The 18,462-nt window shown below is 74.5% G+C and carries 13 protein-coding genes; 6 read left to right on the forward strand and 7 right to left on the reverse strand.

Annotated elements, in window-relative coordinates:
* Nucleotides 1-21: 21 nt before the first annotated feature.
* The 6 genes from ACFYUS_RS07915 to ACFYUS_RS07940 all read right to left on the reverse strand — a co-directional run bounded on the left by ACFYUS_RS07915 (nt 22) and on the right by ACFYUS_RS07940 (nt 9,938).
* Nucleotides 22-1,356, reverse strand: coding sequence for a carboxyl transferase domain-containing protein (locus ACFYUS_RS07915; protein ID WP_388847043.1), 1,335 nt, complete (start codon nt 1,354-1,356; stop codon nt 22-24).
* Nucleotides 1,357-1,434: 78 nt separating this feature from the next.
* Nucleotides 1,435-2,448 carry a radical SAM protein gene (locus ACFYUS_RS07920; protein WP_388847045.1) on the reverse strand — a complete coding sequence of 338 codons (1,014 nt, stop codon included), beginning with the start codon at nt 2,446-2,448 and terminating at the stop codon, nt 1,435-1,437.
* Nucleotides 2,449-2,458: 10 nt separating this feature from the next.
* Nucleotides 2,459-3,700 carry a cytochrome P450 gene (locus ACFYUS_RS07925; RefSeq protein ID WP_388847048.1) on the reverse strand — a complete coding sequence of 414 codons (1,242 nt, stop codon included), beginning with the start codon at nt 3,698-3,700 and terminating at the stop codon, nt 2,459-2,461.
* Between the two features lie 21 nt (nt 3,701-3,721).
* A complete protein-coding gene (locus tag ACFYUS_RS07930; protein WP_388847050.1) occupies nt 3,722-5,497 on the reverse strand; it encodes an ABC transporter ATP-binding protein in 1,776 nt (591 codons plus the stop codon).
* A 174-nt stretch (nt 5,498-5,671) separates the two neighbouring features.
* Nucleotides 5,672-8,278: a class III lanthionine synthetase LanKC gene (gene lanKC, locus ACFYUS_RS07935; RefSeq protein ID WP_388847053.1), complete on the reverse strand. Its 2,607-nt coding sequence runs from the start codon at nt 8,276-8,278 to the stop codon at nt 5,672-5,674.
* 52 nt (nt 8,279-8,330) lie between these two features.
* The gene (locus ACFYUS_RS07940) at nt 8,331-9,938 is read right to left on the reverse strand and encodes a cytochrome P450 (protein ID WP_388847055.1); all 1,608 of its coding nucleotides are present in this window, start codon (nt 9,936-9,938) and stop codon (nt 8,331-8,333) included.
* A 177-nt stretch (nt 9,939-10,115) separates the two neighbouring features.
* Between ACFYUS_RS07940 and ACFYUS_RS07945 the strand changes: the two genes are divergently transcribed.
* On the forward strand, nt 10,116-12,845 hold the full coding sequence (locus tag ACFYUS_RS07945; RefSeq protein WP_388847057.1) for a LuxR C-terminal-related transcriptional regulator: 2,730 nt from the start codon (nt 10,116-10,118) through the stop codon (nt 12,843-12,845).
* A 72-nt stretch (nt 12,846-12,917) separates the two neighbouring features.
* Here ACFYUS_RS07945 and ACFYUS_RS07950 read toward each other — a convergent pair whose 3' ends face one another.
* Nucleotides 12,918-13,376 (reverse strand): Crp/Fnr family transcriptional regulator, encoded by a 459-nt coding sequence (locus ACFYUS_RS07950; RefSeq protein ID WP_388847059.1) that lies wholly within the window; start codon nt 13,374-13,376, stop codon nt 12,918-12,920.
* Nucleotides 13,377-13,592: 216 nt separating this feature from the next.
* Between ACFYUS_RS07950 and ACFYUS_RS07955 the strand changes: the two genes are divergently transcribed.
* Genes ACFYUS_RS07955 through ACFYUS_RS07975 form a run of 5 tightly spaced genes read left to right on the forward strand, consistent with a single transcriptional unit; the run spans nt 13,593 to nt 18,455 of the window.
* The gene (locus tag ACFYUS_RS07955; RefSeq protein ID WP_388847061.1) at nt 13,593-14,348 is read left to right on the forward strand and encodes an amino acid ABC transporter ATP-binding protein; all 756 of its coding nucleotides are present in this window, start codon (nt 13,593-13,595) and stop codon (nt 14,346-14,348) included.
* A gap of 16 nt (nt 14,349-14,364) precedes the next feature.
* Nucleotides 14,365-15,222, forward strand: a complete 858-nt coding sequence (locus ACFYUS_RS07960; RefSeq protein WP_388847063.1) for a glutamate ABC transporter substrate-binding protein — start codon at nt 14,365-14,367, stop codon at nt 15,220-15,222.
* Between the two features lie 10 nt (nt 15,223-15,232).
* The gene (locus ACFYUS_RS07965) at nt 15,233-15,898 is read left to right on the forward strand and encodes an amino acid ABC transporter permease (protein WP_388847065.1); all 666 of its coding nucleotides are present in this window, start codon (nt 15,233-15,235) and stop codon (nt 15,896-15,898) included.
* Nucleotides 15,895-16,797, forward strand: coding sequence for an amino acid ABC transporter permease (locus tag ACFYUS_RS07970; RefSeq protein ID WP_388847067.1), 903 nt, complete (start codon nt 15,895-15,897; stop codon nt 16,795-16,797). The genes ACFYUS_RS07965 and ACFYUS_RS07970 overlap by 4 nt, the downstream gene beginning before the upstream one ends.
* A gap of 56 nt (nt 16,798-16,853) precedes the next feature.
* Entirely contained in the window at nt 16,854-18,455 is a 1,602-nt protein-coding gene (locus ACFYUS_RS07975; RefSeq protein ID WP_388847069.1) for a molybdopterin-dependent oxidoreductase, read from the forward strand.
* Nucleotides 18,456-18,462 lie beyond the last annotated feature (7 nt).

Raw genomic sequence — 18,462 nt, forward strand, 5'->3', positions numbered from 1 at the left:
CCGCCGTTCACCCGATCGGGATCACTCCACCACACCCCGGACGACGCCGAGCTCGACCAGGTCCCGGGGGCGCAGGCGGAGCTGGTCGGCGGTGGTCGCCGACTCCTCGGGGGCGCGCTTGAGGATGGCGGTGGCGGCCTCGGGGGCGATGACGGAGAAGTAGCTGTCCGGTGTGGCCCAGGTGTTGCCCGGGGCGGCGAGGGCGAGGGCGCCGCCCGAGCCGCCCTCGCCGATGAGCAGCGAGGTCAGCGGGGTGCGGGCGGAGGCGACGGCGGCGAACAGGTCGGCGATGGACGTGCCCGCGCCCGCGTGTTCCGCCGCGGCGTCGTTCGCCGCGCCGGGGGTGTCGATCAGGGTGAGCACCGGGATGCCGAGCCGGTCGGCCAGGCGCACCAGGCGGGCCGCCGTGCGGAAACCGGCCGGGCGGGTCGCGGTGCCGCACTGCGCCGCGTAGGCGACGGTACGGCCGTCGGGGAGCCGCCCGAAGCCGCACCGCATGCCCGGGTCGACGCCCCCGCACCGGTCGCCGGAGATCTCCTCGCGCAGGGTGAAGTGGGCGTCGAGGTACGCGCCGGCCCGGGGCCGGTCCGGGTGCCGGGTGCGCGCCACGGCCTCCCGGCCGCTCACGTCGGGCGACGCACCCGGGTCGCCGAGCGCGGACGGCGGGGGGACCGGGCCCTCGGCGGGGCGGACGAGCAGCGAGAGCCAGCGCCCGAGGGTCTCGCGCAGCGCGCCGGGCGGCACGATCGCGTCGATGTGACCGTGGGCGAGCTGCGCCTCGGCGGTGTACGCGGCCGGGTCCGCGTCCGCCGGCCGCACGCGGGAGCCGGCGAAGCCGACCTGGGCGCCCGGCAGGGCGAGGACGACATCGGCGCCGGCGCCGAGGGTGGCCCAGCCGCCGCCCGTCGTCGGATCCCGCAGCACGGCGATCTGCGGCAGCCCCGCGGCCCGGGTCCGCTCCGACTCGCCCGCCAGGAGCTGGAGTTGCATGAGGGCGCGCATGCCTTCGTGCATCCGGCTGCCGCCGGTGGCCGGCAGGACGACCACGGGCAGCCGCCGCTCCCGGGCCAGGGCGTGGGCGGCGGCGGCCCGCGCGCCCGTCCGCTCCCCGAGGGACCCGCCGAGGAAGCGGAACTCGAAGGAGATCAGCACCGCCGTCACCCCGCCCACCACACCCGTGCCGCAGACCACCGACTCGGTCTCGCCGGTGCGGTCGGCGGCGCGGGCGTGCGCGGCGGAGTAACCGGGCCAGCCGATCGGCCCGTCACCGGTCAGAGGGCCCTCGGCGAAAGGGAGTTCGCGGAAGTCGTCGGTGACGAGGGCGATCGCCTCGCGTGCGGTCGTCGTGTCGCTCATGCCGGCCTCGCCGCTCCTCGCTGGAGTGTGTGTACGGGATGGTGCGGTGCTGCACCTCACCGTACCGCCCGGTAGCCGTCAGCCGCCCGGGACGAAGGCGGGCCGGCGGGCGATCCGCCGCCGGTCGGCGTCCGTGCCGAAGCGGAGGTCGATGGCCCGGGTGGCCTCCGCCCACTCCCGCATGGTCCGCACCGGCGCCAGGGTCTCCCGTACGAACGGGTCGTGCCAGCGGGCGACGGCCCGCCGCCACAGCTCCGCCGGGGGATCCGTCAGGACGTTCCCGACGGTCCCCTCGTAGGCCGCCATCGCCCGCACCGCGCCGTCCGGTTCGATCTGGAGCACGGGCAGGCACACGCCCGCCCTGATCAGGTCCGGGCGCATCTGCAGGGCCAGGTTGTCGGTGGTCGTCACCCGGACGCCCGCAGGTGCGAGCTCCTGGAGCCGCCGCCCGTACTCCGGGCTGCCCAGGAGCCGTACCCGCGCGTCGTCGAGCAGCTCGTGCTCCGCGAAACCCGCCCGGCTGGCGAGCCCCTCCGGGACGACGGCCCCGAACGACACCTGTCCGAGGCCCGGGAACCGGGGCACGACGTCGGTCAGGAACTCCTCGACCTGGTGGGCGTTGCTCCGCATGACCACGTAGTCGACGCCGACGGAGGCCCGGTCGCCGCCGGTCAGCAGCTCCAGGGCGGCCACGGCCCGGTCGAAGGAGCCGCGCCGGCCGCGGATCCGGTCGTGGACGGCGGCGGTGGCCCCGTCGAGACTCACGCTCACCGCCGTGAAGGCGCCGAGGGCCGCCTCGGCCGACGCCCGGTCGAGCGTCCAGCCGCTGGTGAACAGGGACACCGGGATCCCGGCGGCCGTGAACCGCTCCGCGACCGCGAACAGCTCCGGTACGAGCAGCGGTTCGCCCCCGGCCAGGCAGACGCCCTCCGTCCCGAGGGCCAGGATCGCGTCGGCGGCCCGCAGCATGTCCTCGCCGGAGAGGCGGCGCGCCGGGCGCCGCCCGGACTCGGAGTAGCAGTGCGTGCACCGCAGGGGACAGGCGTACGTGATGTCCCACAGGACTTCCAGCGGGTGGTCGGGAATCTCCACGTCGGCTCCTTCAGTGCGGTACGGGGTCGTGGTCGCCGTCCGGGTCGAGCACCACCCGGAGGCGCCGCCGCTCCGGCTCCTCCTCGGCGCCCGGTGCCGGACCGGCGAGGGCGATGCGCGGGAAACGGGCGAGCAGGGTGCCGAAGGCGATCCGGAGCTCGGCGCGGGCGAGCGCCGAGCCCAGACAGTGCTTGTGCCCGAGGCCGAAGGCCAGATGGGAGTTCGGCGCCCGGCCGGAGTCGAGACGGCCGGGGTCGAAGCGGTCCGGGTCGAAGCGGTCCGGGTCCTCGAAGCGCTCCGGGTCCCGGTTGACGGCCGCGAGCGCGCAGTGCACCCCGCCACCGCCGGCCAGCGCCGCGCCGTCGACCTCGGTCGCGGTCGCGGCGTAGCGGGACGCGAGCGTCGTCGGGGTGACGTGGCGCAGCAGCTCCTCGACGGTGGCGTCGAGCCGGCCGGGCTCGGCCACGAGCCGCTCCCAGTGCTCCCGCTGCCGCAGCAGCAGCTCCAGGCCGTCGGTGATCAGCCGGGTGACCGGGCGGTGGCCCGCGACGAGCAGGAACCGGACGGCGGCGAGGGCGTCCTCCCGCAGCAGCTCGGCGTCCTCGCCGCCCTGCCGGAGGATCGCGCTGATCAGGTCGTCCCCGGGCGTCTGGGCCCGCGCCCCGATCAGCTCCTTCAGATACCGGGACAGCGCGTGGCCCGCGCTCTCCGTGACGGTGCTCGCCCCGCCGTACTCCGCGACCCAGCCGTACAGATAGTCGCGGACGTATCCCCGCTCCTCCCGGGGGATGCCCAGGAGTTCGCAGAGCACCGCGACCGGGAACGGGCGGGAGAAGACCCGCACCAGATCGACGGCCTCGGCCGGCGGCACGGCCGCGAGCAGCCGGTCGGCCTCCCGCTGGACGCGCGGGACGAGCGCCGCGACCCGGCGGTGGGTCAGATGGCGGGAGACCGTGCGGCGCAGCCTGCGGTGCTCCTCGGTCGGCAGGAAGAACAACTGCTCCTCGTCGCAGGCCTCTTCGTCCGCGCCGGTGCGCATGGACACGGCGAGCGGATGCTCGCCGCGCAGGGCGGGCTCGACCAGGACGGCGGCGGCGACCTCGTACCGGGTGACCATCAGACCGTCCTCGCGGCCGCCGAGGCTGACCTCCACCGTGCCGTTCTCGCGCAGCCGCGTCAGGGCCGGATGGTCCCTGAGCATCTCCGCGCCGATCACGGGAAGTCGGACGGATCCGGCGTACGGGCATTCCATCGGACGGGCCTCCACAGGGCGTCAGGCGGTGGGTTCGAGGAACTGGGTCGCGGCCAGTTCGGCGTAGAGGGGGTCGCCGGCGAGGAGTTCGGCATGGGTGCCGACGGCCCGTACGACACCCCCGTCGAGCACGACGATCCGGTCGGCCATGGCGACCGTGGACAGCCGGTGCGCCACGATCAGGACGGTCGTCGTCCGTGAGACGTCGGCGACGGTGTCCCGCAGCGCGGCCTCGTTCACCGCGTCCAGCTGGGACGTCGCCTCGTCCAGGAGCAGCAGCCGGGGGCGGCGGAGCAGCGCGCGGGCGATCGCCACCCGCTGCCGCTGACCGCCGGAGAGCCGGGTGCCGCGGTGCCCCACCAGCGTGTCGAGGCCCTCCGGCAGGCGCTCCACCAGCTCGTCGAGGCGGGCCGTGCGCAGGACCCGGTCCAGCTCGGGGCCGGTCGCGCCGGGCCGCCCGAGCAGCAGGTTGTCCCGCAGGGAACCGGACACGACGGGCGCGTCCTGCTCCACGTAACCGATGAGGGAGCGCAGTTCGCGCAGGTCCCAGCTGTCCAGCCGGCGCCCGTCGAGGAGGATGCTGCCGGCCGAGGCCTCGTAGAAGCGCTCCAGGAGCGAGAAGAGGGTGGTCTTGCCCGCGCCGGACGGTCCGACGAAGGCCGTGGTGCCCCGGGACGGTACGGAGAAGCTCACCCCCCGGTGCACGGGCGGAAGTTCGGGACCGTACCGGAAGTGCACGTCGCGGAACTCCAGGGAGGCCGGTACGGGGGAGACGGCGGGCTCCTGACCGGGTGCCCGGCCCTTCGGTTCGGCGCCCAGCGACTCGGTCTCCCGGATGCGGTTCACCGCCGCCGCCCCCAGGTGGTACTGGCTGATGCCGCCGACGAGCTGCTGCACGGCGGGCACCAGGTAGAACACGTACATCAGGAAGGCGATGAGCCGGCCGACTTCCAGGGCGCCGGAGGCGACCCGGCTGCCGCCGATCGCGAGGACGGCGAAGAAGGCGGTCTGCACGGCGAGTTCGGCGGTGTTCCCGGCGAGCGCGAGCCACTTCGCCGCCCGCACCCCGGCCCGCCAGGAGGACTCGGCCGCCTCGTGGACGGCCGCCTCGGCGCGGTCCTCCGCGCCGGAGGCCTTCACGGTGCGCAGCGCGCCGAGGGCCCGCTCCAGGGCCGCCCCGACCAGGCCCACCGACTCCTGGGCGGCGGTCCCCGCCTCGTTGACCCGCGCCATGACCGTGCGGACCACCCAGCCGGCGAGGAGCAGCACGCCGAGCGTGATCCCGGTGAGCACCGGGTCGAGCAGGCACATCAGCGTCGTGGTCACGACGAGGGTGAGGACCCCGGTGGCGGTGCCGACGAGCGCGTCGGTGGTGACCTGCCGGAGGAGCGCCGTGTCGGAGGTGACCCGGGCGATCAGGTCGCCGGGCTCGGTCCGGTCGAACTCGCCGATCCGCAGCCGCAGGAGGTGCGAGGAGAGACGGCGCCGCGCGGTGAGGACGACCGTCTCGGCGGCCCGGCGCAGCACGTACTGCGCGGCCGGGCCCGCGAGCGCGGTGACGGCGACGAGGATCCCCATCGCGAACAGCACGCCGTCGAGGGGCCGGTCGTGGGTCAGACCGTCGATGAGCCGCTCGGCCACGAGCGGGATCGTCAGGCCGGCTGCGGCGGTCACCAGGCTCAGCAGACCGCCGAGGGCGAGCGCCGGCCAGGAGGGCCGGATGTGGTCGAGCAGGACGCGCCGGACGGATGCCGTGGGTTCCTCGTGAGGGAGGTCGGGCTGGGGCGGTGTGTTCACGGGATTCCTCGAAGCGGGTCGGGAGGGTGTGTCGGTGCCGGGGCCGCCGTGGGGGGCGGCCCCGGCACCGGACCCGTCAGCAGGTGCCCTTGTAGGAGGTCACGATGCTGTTGCACGGGTGCGCGGACTCGGCCTCGCCGAGCGACTGCAGCTGGAGAACGCAAGCCATCTCTCTCACCTCCTTCCGTGTTCCGTGGACGGTTCCCCGGTCGCGGGCGCCCGCAGATCGAGGAAGGGGACGATCGACGCGTTCTGTTCGAACGCGACGCCGAGGGCAACGAGCACACCCGCGTTTCCGCTGTCCAGGTCCATGGACAGGCGCAGGAGCTGGTTGCCGGGGAAGGCCGGGAGGCCTTCGTGGGAGACGGCGTGCCAGGACAGCCGGCGGACGTGCTCGCGCACGTGCGGCCGGTCCTCGGGCACGTCGAGAAGACCGAGGGTGGTGATGATGCCCGCCCGCCCCATGAACAGCGCGGGATGGCGGACGAACGGCGCCCGGCAGGCGTGCCGCACCCCGGCGACGACCCGCGCGAACTCCGCCGGCTCCGGGGCCGTCGGGTCCGGCACGCGCGCGAGGTACCGGGCCAGGACCAGCGCGAGACCACCGCTGCCGGGACCGAGGTAGACCAGGTGCCGGTTGCCGTACAGGAGCCGGAAGCCCCCGTCCGGGAGGAACTGCCCCCGGTCCGTCTCGCGGCGCAGCGCCGTCCGCGCCAGGTCGAGGTGGCGCGGGTCGCCGGTGAGCTCGTGGAGCCGCAGGAAGAAGTGCGCCACGCCCGTCAGCCCGTGTTCGAGCCCCACCCGCCCCTGCGCCGGGAACATGGGGGAGCCCTCGCGCCCCAGCTCCGCGGCGAGCGTCTCGCCGATGCCGAGGGCCTCCGCGCGCAGCTCCCCGTCGCCGGTGAGCCCGGCGAAGCCGAGCAGGCTCAGCCCGGCGCCCGCCAGACCCGAGTGCAGTCCGGGCGCCCGCAGGCCGCCGTGGAGCGCACGGGCCCGGTCGAGCGCCTCCAGGGCCTCGTCGCGGCGCCCGAGCGCGTCGAGCGCCGCCGCCACGCCGTGCAGGCCGTCCATCAGACCGGGACGCGGCTCCTTCACCCGCCGCACGGCCGCCGCCAGCCACTCCCCGTACTCCTCCGGTACGGCGGCGCCCGCCTGGCGCAGCGCCCACAGCACCCCGGCGGCTCCGGAGGCGACGCCGACGCCGCCCGTGCCGAACTGCTGGGGATCGCCCGGGAAGAGCCGGTCCGTACGGTCCGGGGTCGCGCTCGCGTGGATGCCGGCGACGAGCGCGTCCCGGACGGCGGGCCAGTCCTCGGGAGCCCCGGCGAACAGCCGGGCCGCGGTGTCCTCCCCGAAGGGTTCCCGGCCCTCGCCGAGCTTGCGGACGAGGCGGGCACCGAAGCCCTCGGGCAGCGGGAAGTGCGCGGTGATGACCTCGGTGAGGGTCGCGTACTTGACGGGGTCGCGCTCCTGGAGCGGGTTGATCGGCAGGAACATCCACTGGCGCAGGCAGTTCAGGGCGTACTCGTCGGCCTCCCGCCCGGACATGCCCTCGGGCGCGGTGAATCCGGGAGCGCCGAGCGCCGGGGGCTTCGGGTCGTCGAGGTCGCCGGCGATCTCGAAGTCGATGAGGGCCACGCGTCCGTCGGGGCGCAGGATGACGTTCGCCGGGTGCAGGTCGGCGAAGCGCACCCCCCGCGCGTGGACGGACATCAGCGCCCGGTCCACCTTCGCGAGGACGCCGGTCGCCCACCGGGTGTACTCGGCGAGCTGCTCGGCCGACGGCTCGGGGCTGCCGAGCGGATAGCGGGCGAACACCTCCTCCAGGAGCGTCTCGCCCATGACGTACTCCTCGACGAGGAAGTGGTGCTCCCAGACGACCAGGTGGTCGAGGACCCGGGGCACGCAGTCGAGGCCGTCGAGCCGTTCCAGAACCTCCCGCTGCCGGGTGAGCCGGGCGACGGCGTCGGCTCCGTCGTGGTCGAGTCCCGCGTGCGGCCGGGCCTCCACGAGGACGACGTAGCCCCCGCCGTCCCGGGCCCGGGCCAGATAGACCCCGCCGCCGTTGGAGAAGTGCAGCGACTTCTCGATCAGATACGGGAACTCCTCCCCGCCCGCCGTGCGGCGCTCGACCGAGGCGCGGAGCACCTCCGGGACCGTCACCCACTCCGGCACCGTGAAGACCGGGTCGCGCCGGTCCGGCACCAGCGTGCCGTCCGGTGCCCTTACGGCGTACACGAGTTCACCGCCGGGCGCCGTGTACGTCAGCGGGACGAACGCGCCGTACCGGACGTACACGGGGGAGTCCTCGTACCGGACGTCGCTGAGGACGTACGGGCCGGTGAAGCCCTTCAGGAGCGCCGCGAGCTCCGGGAGCAGCTCGGCGAGGACGGTGTCGTCGGCCGGGTACAGGGTGAGGAGCTTGCCGCTGCCGCCCCGGTCGGCGTACTTGCTGTTCAGGAGCCGCAGCGCGGCCCCGCTGCGGAGGAACTTGAAGGTGACGCCCCGGGCGAGGCAGAACTCGGACACGAGGTCGCACACGGTGTCCGCGTCGGCGGCCGTGGCCGACACGTGGATCTTCCAGCCCTGCTCGGGCAGCCGGCCGTCCTCGGGCTCGACGACCGTCCACAGGCCGTTGGCGCGCCGGCGCCAGCCGGGCGGGCAGGGCCGTTTCCCGGCCGCGAACAGACTGGCCCCGTCCCGCATGTGCCACGGCGGTTCGAAGTAGGCCGGATCGGCCTGACAGTAGGCCATCAGCTCCGGAATCGTGGTGGCTTCCATGCCGACGTCTCCCGTGCGAGAAGGTGAGGAAAGGGAAGAAGAGGAAGAGGGGCTATGCCCGGTGCTCGGGTCCCAGGACGACCGGCAGCGCGAGCAGGTACCGCACCCGGCTCCTGCGGTAGTGCAGTTCCCGGGCGCCGGGCGCCAGGTCCAGGCCGGGGAACCGGCGGGCCAGCGTCCCGAGCGCCGTGCGGACCGCCGCCCGGGCGAAGCCGGCGCCGAGGCACGCGTGCCGCCCGTGGCCGAAGGAGGCGTGGGGGTGCGGGGCGCGGCCCGGGTCGGGCCCGCCGGGCTCCCCGGGATGTACGGCCGGGTCGTGGTTCGCGGCCGTCAGGGAGGCCAGGACGCGGTGCCCCGCCGGGATGCGGACGCCGGGCGCCTCGACCGGTGCGACGGCCCGTCGCGCGAACCCCACCGGGTACGGGGTGACACGGCGCAGCAGTTCCTCGGTGACCGGCCCGGCGAGGGCGTCCGGTTCCCCGGCGAGCAGCCGCCACCGGTCGCGGTCGGCGAGGAGCGCGGCGACGCCGTTCCCGAGGAGCGTCGTCGTCGGCCGGGCCCCGGACACCAGCAGGAGACGGGCGGCCGCGACCACGTCCTCGTCGCGGACGGCCTCGCACATCCTGCTGGTGAGGTCGTCGGCGGGCCGCTTCCGCCGCTCCGCGACGAGCCCGCCCAGATAGGCTTCGACGTCCTCGTGCGCCGCGGGCGGCGGTGTCGGGACCCGCCGGACGAGCCAGTCGGCGAGATACGGCCGGTCGGGCTCCGGCACGCCGAGGAGTTCGCAGAGCGCGGCCACGGGCAGCGGGACCGCGAACGCGGCCACCAGATCGACCTCCCGGTCCCCGGGCAGCGCGTCCAGGAGCCCGTCGGCGACCCGCCGCAGCCGGGGCCGCAGCGAGCCGGTCCACTCCGGGGTGAGGTGCCGCTCGACGAGCCCGCGCAGCCGGGCGTGCTCCCCGGCGTCGACCGTGATCGTGTCGGCGTCGCCCGGGTGGAGGGAGGCCAGTTCCGGCGGCTGCGGCCGGTATCCGGCCGTCGTCGCGGTGTCTCCCCGGAGGCCGGGATGCGTGAGGACCGCCCGCGCGGCCTCGTGCCCCGTGACGACCCAGGTCGGTACGGAGCCGGGCGAGGCGAGCCGGTGGACCGGCCCGGCCTCGGCGAACCGGCGCATGACCGAGGGATCGTGCAGGTCCGAGGGGGAGAGCGCCCGGTTCCGTACGGGACGCGCCCCTTCCTCGGGACCCGGGACGAGATCCGCCAGGAACCGCTCGACGGCCCGCCCGCTGTCGTCGTCGAGGGCCGGCAGCACCAGGACCGGACAGGCGAGAGCCGTCGGCCCTCCGTCCGCCGAAGGCTCCGGCGCGAGCGCCACCACGGCGGCCGCCCGTTCCGGATGCCGGTCCGCGAGGGCGAACACCGCGCCGCAGGCCCGGCCCTCCGCCACGAGGACCATCCGGTCCGGACTGTCCGGCGCCGCCAGGAAGCCGGCGAGCCGCGCGGTCCATGAACCCTCCCCGTCCCCCGTGGCCGGGGAGAGCGTCCGGACCCGCCAGCCGCCCCGTACCGCGAGCGGCTCCAGGCCGGTGACACCCGTACCCGTACAGCCCCCGAGGAGCACGAGCTCCCCGGATCCCCCCGACGCCGGCACGGCGCTCATGTCGTACTCCCCCCGAAGCACTTCGACGACCGGCGGGCTCTCGGTCGTGGTGCCCGCCTGTCGCATAGCCTCCGCCGCAGGGGGGAACGGCGAAAGAGTGGACACCTACTCAATACCCTGCGGACGCCTACTCAACGGACAAGCGCGACACGGGCGCGGGAGGGGGTGGGGGCGCCGGTGAAGGGTGGCGGAAGACCCCTGCCCATCGGCGGAAGACCCCTGCCCGTCAGCGGAAGTCCCCTTCCCCACGCCGGAAGCCCCCTTCCCTTCACCGGGCGCCACGCCGAACTGGAGCGACTGCGCGGCGGATTGCGCAGGCCCGGCTGTCGGGGCGTCGTCCTCACGGGGGAGGGCGGCGTCGGAAAGAGCAGGCTGGCCGCCGAGTTCGCCGACGAGGCCGCCGCGCACCACCGGACCGTGCGGCTCCCGGTGAGCGAGGCGGCCTCGCACGTCCCCCTCGCGGCCTTCGCCCCTCATCTCACCGGCCCCGCGCTCCCCGGCGAACTCGGCCGCCACTTCCAGGAGTTACGGAACCTGCTGGCCACCCCGGCGGGCCGGCCCCGGGTGCTGCTCCTGGTGGACGACCTCCACCACCTGGACGATTCCTCGCTGACCCTGCTGTCCGCGCTCGCCGCCGACGCGGCCACCGGGTTCTTCCTCGTCGCCACCCTGCCGCAGGACGCCGACTGGCCCGAGGCGCTGCGCTCGCTCTGGCACCAGGACGCCGTGGAGCACCTCCGCATCGGCCCCTTCGACCGGGCCACCACCGCGCGGCTCCTCGCCGACACGCTCGGCGCCCCCGTCTCCGCCCCCGTCGTACGGGCCCTGTGGGAAGCGGGACGGGGCAACGCGCTGTGGACCCGGGAGATCCTGCGCGCCGCCGTGCGGGAGGGCACCCTGCGGCCCGTGGACGAGGTGTGGTGCCTCACCGGACCGCTGGACGACACCCTGCTCGACGCCCCCGCCGAAGGGCGCTTCCGCGGGCTCCCGGAGGACCGGCGCACCCTGCTGCGGCTGCTCGCCCTGTGCGGACCGCTCGGGCTCGCCGACGCCCTGGCGCGGGTGACGCCCGAGGCCCTCGCCGACCTGGAGGAGGAGCGGCTCGTCGTGGTCACCGAGGACGACCGGCGCGGCCGGGTCCAACTGGCCCACCCCTGGCACGCCCTGCTCCTCCGCCGGGGCACTCCCCGCCTCCTCGCCCGCTCCCTCCTGCTCGAACAGGCCGGACGCGTAAGGGAGTACGGGGCACGGCGGCACGGCGACGCGCTCTCGCTCGCCCGATGGGAGCTCGACGCCACCGGCACCGCCGACCCCGAACTGCTCGTCCGCGCGGCCGGGCACGCCCTGGACGACGGCGACGTCGACACCATGTGCCGGCTCGCCCGGGCCGCCCTGGCCCAGGGCCCGCACGTCGTCGCCGGACTGCTGCTCGGCGAAGGACTCGGCCAGCGCGGCGAGTTCGGCGAGAGCGTGCCGGTCCTGGAGCGGGCCTTCGACGAGGCCCGTACGCCCGGCGAGGTCGACGCGGCGGCCGCGGCGCTCTCCCAGCACCACCTCTACGGCCTCGGCGACGCCGTCGCCGCGTTCGCGGTACTGGACCGGGCCGCCGACCGGATCGGGATCCGGCCCGCGCTCACGGCCTGCCGGGCCGGGCTGCTGAGCGCCGTGGGCCGCAACGACGAGGCCGCCGCGGTCCTGGCCCTGGCCGAGGGCGCCGACCCCAAGCCGGGGGGCGACGGCCCCGCGGCCGGGGACGCGTGGACGCAGGCCGACGTGCTGCTGCTCCAGGCCCACCTGCGGGTGCGGCTCTCCGCGGGGCGCGTCGACGAGGCCGTGCGCACCGGCCGCCACGCCTACGCCGTCCAGAACGGGCTCGCCGACCGGTGGACCGCCTACTACCCGGCCCGCAGCCTGTACCTCGTGGCGGCGGCCCTCCTGGAGTCCGGCCGCCTCGACGAGGCGGAGCGCACCGCCCTCGAAGGCCAGGAGGCGATGCGGGACGCGGTCCCCGCGCTCACCGTCTGGTTCGCCTGGGTCCGGGGCCGCGTCGCCCTCGAACGCGGCCTCGTCACCGACGCCCTCGCCCACTTCCGGGAGGCCCGCGCGCTCGCCCGGCTCTGCGGGCAGGCCTTCGCCGAGCAGCGGGCCCTCGCCGGCCTCGTCCTCGCCGCCGCCCAGACCGGGCGCCTCGCACCGGAGGCGGAGGCGCTGACGCCCGCCGACGCTCCGTACAGCCCCCTCTGCCAGGCCGACACGCTCCGCGCCCACGGCTGGGTCCGCCTGCTGGGCGGAGCCGCCGGCCCCGCCCGGGAGCTGATGCTCGACGCCGCCCGCGCGGCGCTCGCACGGGGCGAGGCCACCGCCGCGACGGCACTGCTCCACGACGTGCTGCGCTGGGGACCCCCGGACTCCGCTCACGAGGCGGGTACGGAACTGGCGGCGGCGACCGCGCTCGTCCAGGGCGCGCTCGCGGAGGTCCGGGCCGCCCACGCGGCGGCGGTGACCCCGGCGGGCGGACCCGATCCGGCGGCCCTGGAGGCCGTCGCCGAGCGGATGGCCGCGCTCGGCCTGCACCTGTACGCGGCCGAGGCCTTCGGGGAGGCCGCAGGGGCGTGGCGGCGCCGGGACCGCGCCGCGAGCGCCGCCCGCGCCGCCGCCCGGGCCCTCGCGCTGCGCGGCCGGTGCCAGGAGGCGGCCACGCCGGCGCTCGCCGGAGCCGCGGCGGCGGTGCCGCTGAGCGCCCGGGAACGGGACATCGCGCTGATGGCCGCGCGCGGCCGCACGAGCCGGGAGATCGCCGAGGCGTACGTCCTGTCCGTACGGACCGTGGAGAACCACCTCGGCAGGATCTACCGCAAGCTCGGCGTCACCGGACGGGCGGACCTGGCGGACGTCCTGCTCGCCTGACCCGACCGTCCCGGCGGGGCCCGCCCTGCGCCGTGCCGCCCCACGGCGCCGGGCACGGGCTCACGCCGTCGGTCAGGCCAGGATGCCGCTCCCGTGCGGGGCGTACAGGTCGAGGAGGCGGACCCGGGTCACATGGAGACGGTGGGCGAGGATCGATCCCACCCAGAACATGACCGAGGCGCCGAACTCCGCGTCCGCGCGGCACATCGACCGGACGGCCGGGGCGTCGAACTCGTACGCCCGCACCGGCGTCATCGCCTCGGCCCCCGACTGGCACAGATACGGCGGGAACAGCCAGGAGAGACCGACCAGCTCGCCGTGGCGCAGGGTCTCGATCACGGGCGACCCGCGGCCCGGCACCTTCGCGTCGAGCGTCACCGCGCCCGTCTTCACGATCCAGAAACGGTCGGCGTGCTGCTGTTCCTCGAACAGACGGTCGCCGGACTCGAAGTACACATCCTCGGCGAAGGCCATCAGGCGCTCCCGGTGCTCCGGCGGCAACGTACTGACCTTGGGCGCGGCACTGTTCATGGCGGACCCTCCTCCCACACTCGACTCCCACCCCCAGTGTGGGCCCGCCCGCCCCCGTACGCAGGGTCCGGACCGTCCGACCGGGTGCCGACCCGAAGAGTGGTCCCGCGCTCACCTTCCGCACACCCCGCGTCCGGAGTGCGCGGGCCGGGCGGAGGGCGGAGCATGAACGTGAGGAGGGAGCGGCAAACGGGGGGCGTGACCCTGGAGGGTGCCATGCCCGTCCCGGACGGAGGCGACGCGCTCGTCGCGTTGCGCGGGGTCGACAAGCACTTCGGCCCCCTGCACGTCCTCCGGTCCATCGACCTCACGATCCGCCGCGGCGAGGTCGTCGTCGTCATCGGGCCCTCCGGCTCGGGGAAGTCGACGCTGTGCCGGACGATCAACCGTCTGGAGACCATCGACGCGGGGGAGATCGTCGTCGACGGGCGGCCGCTGCCCGCCGAAGGACGCGAACTGGCGGCCCTGCGCGCCGATGTGGGCATGGTCTTCCAGTCCTTCAACCTCTTCGCGCACAAGACCGTTCTCGACAACGTGACCCTCGGCCAGATCAAGGTCCGCAAGAAGGAGCGGAAGAAGGCCGAGGAACGGGCGCGCGTCCTCCTCGACCGGGTCGGCGTCGCCTCCCAGGCGGACAAGTACCCGGCCCAGCTCTCCGGGGGCCAGCAGCAGCGGGTGGCGATCGCCCGCGCCCTCGCGATGGATCCGAAGGTGATGCTCTTCGACGAGCCGACCTCCGCCCTCGACCCAGAGATGATCAACGAGGTCCTGGAGGTCATGCGGCAACTCGCCCGGGACGGCATGACGATGGTGGTCGTCACCCACGAGATGGGTTTCGCGCGCTCCGCCGCCCACCGCGTCGTCTTCATGGCCGACGGAAGGATCGTCGAGGAGACGACCCCGGACGAGTTCTTCAGCAACCCGCGCAGCGAGCGCGCCAAGGACTTCCTCTCCAAGATCCTCCACCACTGACCCGTGCAGCCCCGAGGTGATCCTCATGAACCCGCTCAGGACCAGCAGGGCCACCGTGGCCGTCGCCGCGGCCGTCGTCCTCTCCTTCACCTCCGCCGGACTCGCGCACGGCGCCGCCGGCGCGCTCCCCGGCCGCGACGACAACGGCAAGATCACCGTCGGCATCAAGTTCGACCAGCCCGGCATCGGTCTGAAGACCCCGGACGGCACCTACACCGGCTTCGACGTCGACGTGGCCACGTACATCGCCAAGCAGCTCGGCCACGACCCGAAGGACATCGTCTGGAAGGAGGCCAAGAGCGCCGACCGGGAGACCCTGCTCCAGCGCGGGGACGTGGACTTCATCGCGGCCTCGTACTCGATCACCCCCAAGCGGGCCGAGAAGGTCGACTTCGCGGGCCCCTACCTCCTCGCCCACCAGGACGTCCTGATCCGCGCCGATGACAACTCGATCAAGAAGCCGTCCGACCTGAACAACAAGAAGCTCTGCTCGGTCACCGGCTCCACCTCCGCGCAGAACGTCAAGACGAAGATCGCCCCGAACGCCCAGCTCCAGGAGTACGGCGGCTACTCCGAGTGCCTCACCGGCCTGGAGAACGGCGTCATCGACGCCATCACCACCGACGACTCGATCCTCGCCGGGTACGCCTCGCAGCCCGAGTTCAAGGGCAAGTTCAAGCTCGGCGGCTTCAAGCTGAGCAACGAGAACTACGGCATCGGCGTCCAGAAGGGCAGCGAGCTCAAGGCCAAGATCAACACGGCCCTGGAGAAGATGGTCGCCGACGGCTCCTGGGCCGCGTACGTCAAGAAGAACTTCGGCCCCGCCAGCTACCAGGCCGAGCCCGCCCCGAAGATCGGCGTCATCGTCCAGTGAGCCGGCCGCCGTGTTCGACTTCCTCCAGGGGTACGACCTGCTCGGAGCCTTCTGGGTGACGGTGCAGCTCACCGTCTACTCCGCGATCGGCTCCCTCGTCTGGGGGACGCTGCTGGCCGCGATGCGCGTCAGCCCCGTCCCCCTCATGCGGGGCTTCGGCACCGTCTACGTCAACATCGTCCGCAACATCCCCCTCACCGTCATCATCGTCTTCACCTCGCTCGGCCTCTTCCAGACCCTCGGCGTCAGCCTCGGCGCCGAACGGTTCACCACCATCAACTTCCGGCTCGCCGTCCTCGGACTCACCGCCTACACCAGCGCCTTCGTCTGCGAGGCCCTCCGCTCCGGCATCAACACCGTCCCCCTCGGACAGGTCGAGGCCGCCCGCGCCATCGGCCTCAACTTCCCCCAGGTCCTGCGCCTGATCGTGCTCCCGCAGGCCTTCCGCTCCGTCGTCGGCCCCCTCACCAACGTCCTCATCGCCCTCACCAAGAACACCACCGTCGCCGCCGCCATCGGCGTCGCCGAAGCGGCCCTGCTCATGCGGGAGATGATCGAGAACGAGGCCCAGCTCCTCCTCATCTCCGCGATCTTCGCCGTCGGCTTCCTCTGCCTCACCCTGCCCACCGGCCTCTTCCTCGGCTGGGTGGCGAAGAAGGTGGCGGTGAAGCGGTGAAGGACAAGCCCACCGTCCTCTACGACGTCCCCGGCCCGCGCGCCCGGCGGCGCAACGTCCTGTGGAGCCTGCTGTTCCTGACCGGCCTGGCCGCCGTGGTGTGGTGGGTCGTGGCGAGCCTCGCCGACAAGGGCCAGCTCGACTGGGCCAAGTGGGCACCCTTCTTCACCGACCCCCGCATCTGGGAGACGTACATCCTGCCCGCCCTGAAGAACACCGTGATCGCCGCCGCGCTCGCCATGGTCATCGCACTGCCCCTCGGCGCGCTGCTCGGCGTCCTCCGGCTCTCCGACCACCCGACCGTCCGCGCCGTGGCCGGCACCGTCGTCGAGTTCTTCCGGGCCATCCCCGTCCTGATCCTGATGCTCTTCGCGAACGCCGCCTACTCCCAGTTCACCGAGATCAGCCCGGACACCCGCCCCCTGTACGCCGTCGTCACCGGCCTCGTCCTCTACAACGCCTCCGTGCTCGCCGAGGTCGTCCGCGCCGGCATCCTCGCCCTCCCCGCCGGCCAGACCGACGCGGCCAAGGCCATCGGCATGCGCAAGGGCCAGACCATGCTGTACGTCCTCCTGCCGCAGGCCGTCACCGCCATGCTGCCCGCCCTCGTCAGCCAGCTCGTCGTCATCGTCAAGGACACCGCCCTCGGCGGCGCGATGCTCGGCTTCTCCGAACTCCTCGCCTCCGTACGCCCGATGAGCGCCAACTACGGAGCCAACACGATCGCCTGCTTCACCGTCGTCGCCGTCATCTTCGTCCTCCTCAACCTCGCCCTCACCACCTTCGCCTCCTGGCTCGAACGCCGGCTGCGCCGCGGCAAGAAGTCCACCGGCGCGGTCGTCGGCGCCGAGGCGGTGGAGGACCTGGCGGTACCGGGCGAGCACCCCGGGACCCACTGAGACCCATCCGGGTGAAGGAGCCCATCCGGGCTTCCCGGCGTGCCGAAACATCCACCATGAACGCCACCAGGACCGCGCCCGGGCCGCCCGCCGGACCCCACCGCGAACCCACCCGCACCGACCGTCTCCTCGCCGCGCTCGGCGGCCTGGTCTCGGCGTACGTCGCCCTGGCCGTCGCGGACCTCGCCTCCTTCTGGGTGAGGCCCGAGGCCGGCCCCGTCGTGGCCGTCGGCGGCACCGTCGTCGACCGGACCCCCGCGGCCCTCAAGGAATGGGCGATCCGCTCCTTCGGCGAGAACGACAAGGCCGTCCTCCAGCTCGGCATCCTGCTCCTGCTCGCCGTCCTCGCCCTCGGGATCGGGCTGTTCGCGCTGGGCCACCGCGCGCTCGGCGCGGCGGCCGTCGGCGCCTTCGGCCTCCTCGGAGCCGTCGCCGCCGTCACCCGCCCCGACTCCACGTCCGTCATGGACGCCGTGCCCTCCCTCGTCGGAGGCGCCGCCGGAGCGCTCCTGCTGTACGTCCTGATCGGCCGGCTCCTCGCCCCCGGGACCGGCACCGCCCGGGCGGACCGGCGCGGCTTCCTGATCGTCGCCGCCTCCAGCGGACTCGTCGCGACCGGGGCCGCCGCGGTCGCCCGCGCCGTCGGCACCCCCGTACAGGAGAACGCCGCCGCCTCCCGTGCGGCCCTGCGCCTGCCCCGGCCCGCGTCCCCCGCACCGGCCGTGCCCGCCGGAGCGCAGCTCCCCGTCCCCGGCATCAGCCCCTTCGTCACCCCCAACCGCGACTTCTACCGGGTCGACACCGCGCTCGTCGTCCCCAAGGTCGACGCCGACCGCTGGCGGCTGCGGATCCACGGCAGCGGCGTCCGCGAGGAACGCGTCCTCACCCTGCGCGAGCTCATGGCCCGGCCCGTGCTGGAACGGGACATCACCCTGTGCTGCGTCTCCAACCCGGTCGGCGGCCCGTACGCCGGAAACGCCCGCTGGCTCGGCGTGCGCCTCGCCGACCTGCTCCGCGAGGCCGGCGTCCGCCCGCCCTCCGAGGGCGGCCCCGCCGACCAGCTGGTCGCCCGCTCCGTCGACGGCATGACCATCGGCACCCCCGTCGAGACCGTCATGGACGGCCGCGACGCCCTCCTCGCCTTCGGCATGAACGGCGAACCCCTGCCGTTCAGCCACGGCTTCCCCGTCCGCATGGTCGTCCCCGGCCTGTACGGCTACGTCTCCGCCTGCAAGTGGATCGAGTCGATCGAACTCACCACCTTCGCCGCGTACGACGCCTACTGGGTCCCGCGCGGCTGGGCGGCGCAGGCCCCCGTCAAGACCCAGTCCCGCATCGACACCCCGCACGCCTTCGCCCGCCCCGCCGCCGGCACCGTCATGGTCGCCGGGGTCGCCTGGGCCCAGCACCGCGGCATCCGCCGGGTCGAGGTGCGCGTCGACGACGGCCCCTGGCAGGAGGCCCGGCTCGCGGCGGAGGACAGCAGCGACACCTGGCGCCAGTGGGTCCACCCCTGGACGGCCACCCCCGGCCGCCACACCCTCACCGTCCGCGCCACCGACGGCACCGGCACCACCCAGCCGGAACGGCGCACCGACACCATGCCCGACGGGGCGCAGGGATGGCACTCGGTCGAGGTGACGGTCAAGGGAGGATGAACCCCCG

This window comes from Streptomyces sp. NPDC004284, assembly GCF_042874035.1.
GTDB lineage: Bacteria > Actinomycetota > Actinomycetes > Streptomycetales > Streptomycetaceae > Streptomyces.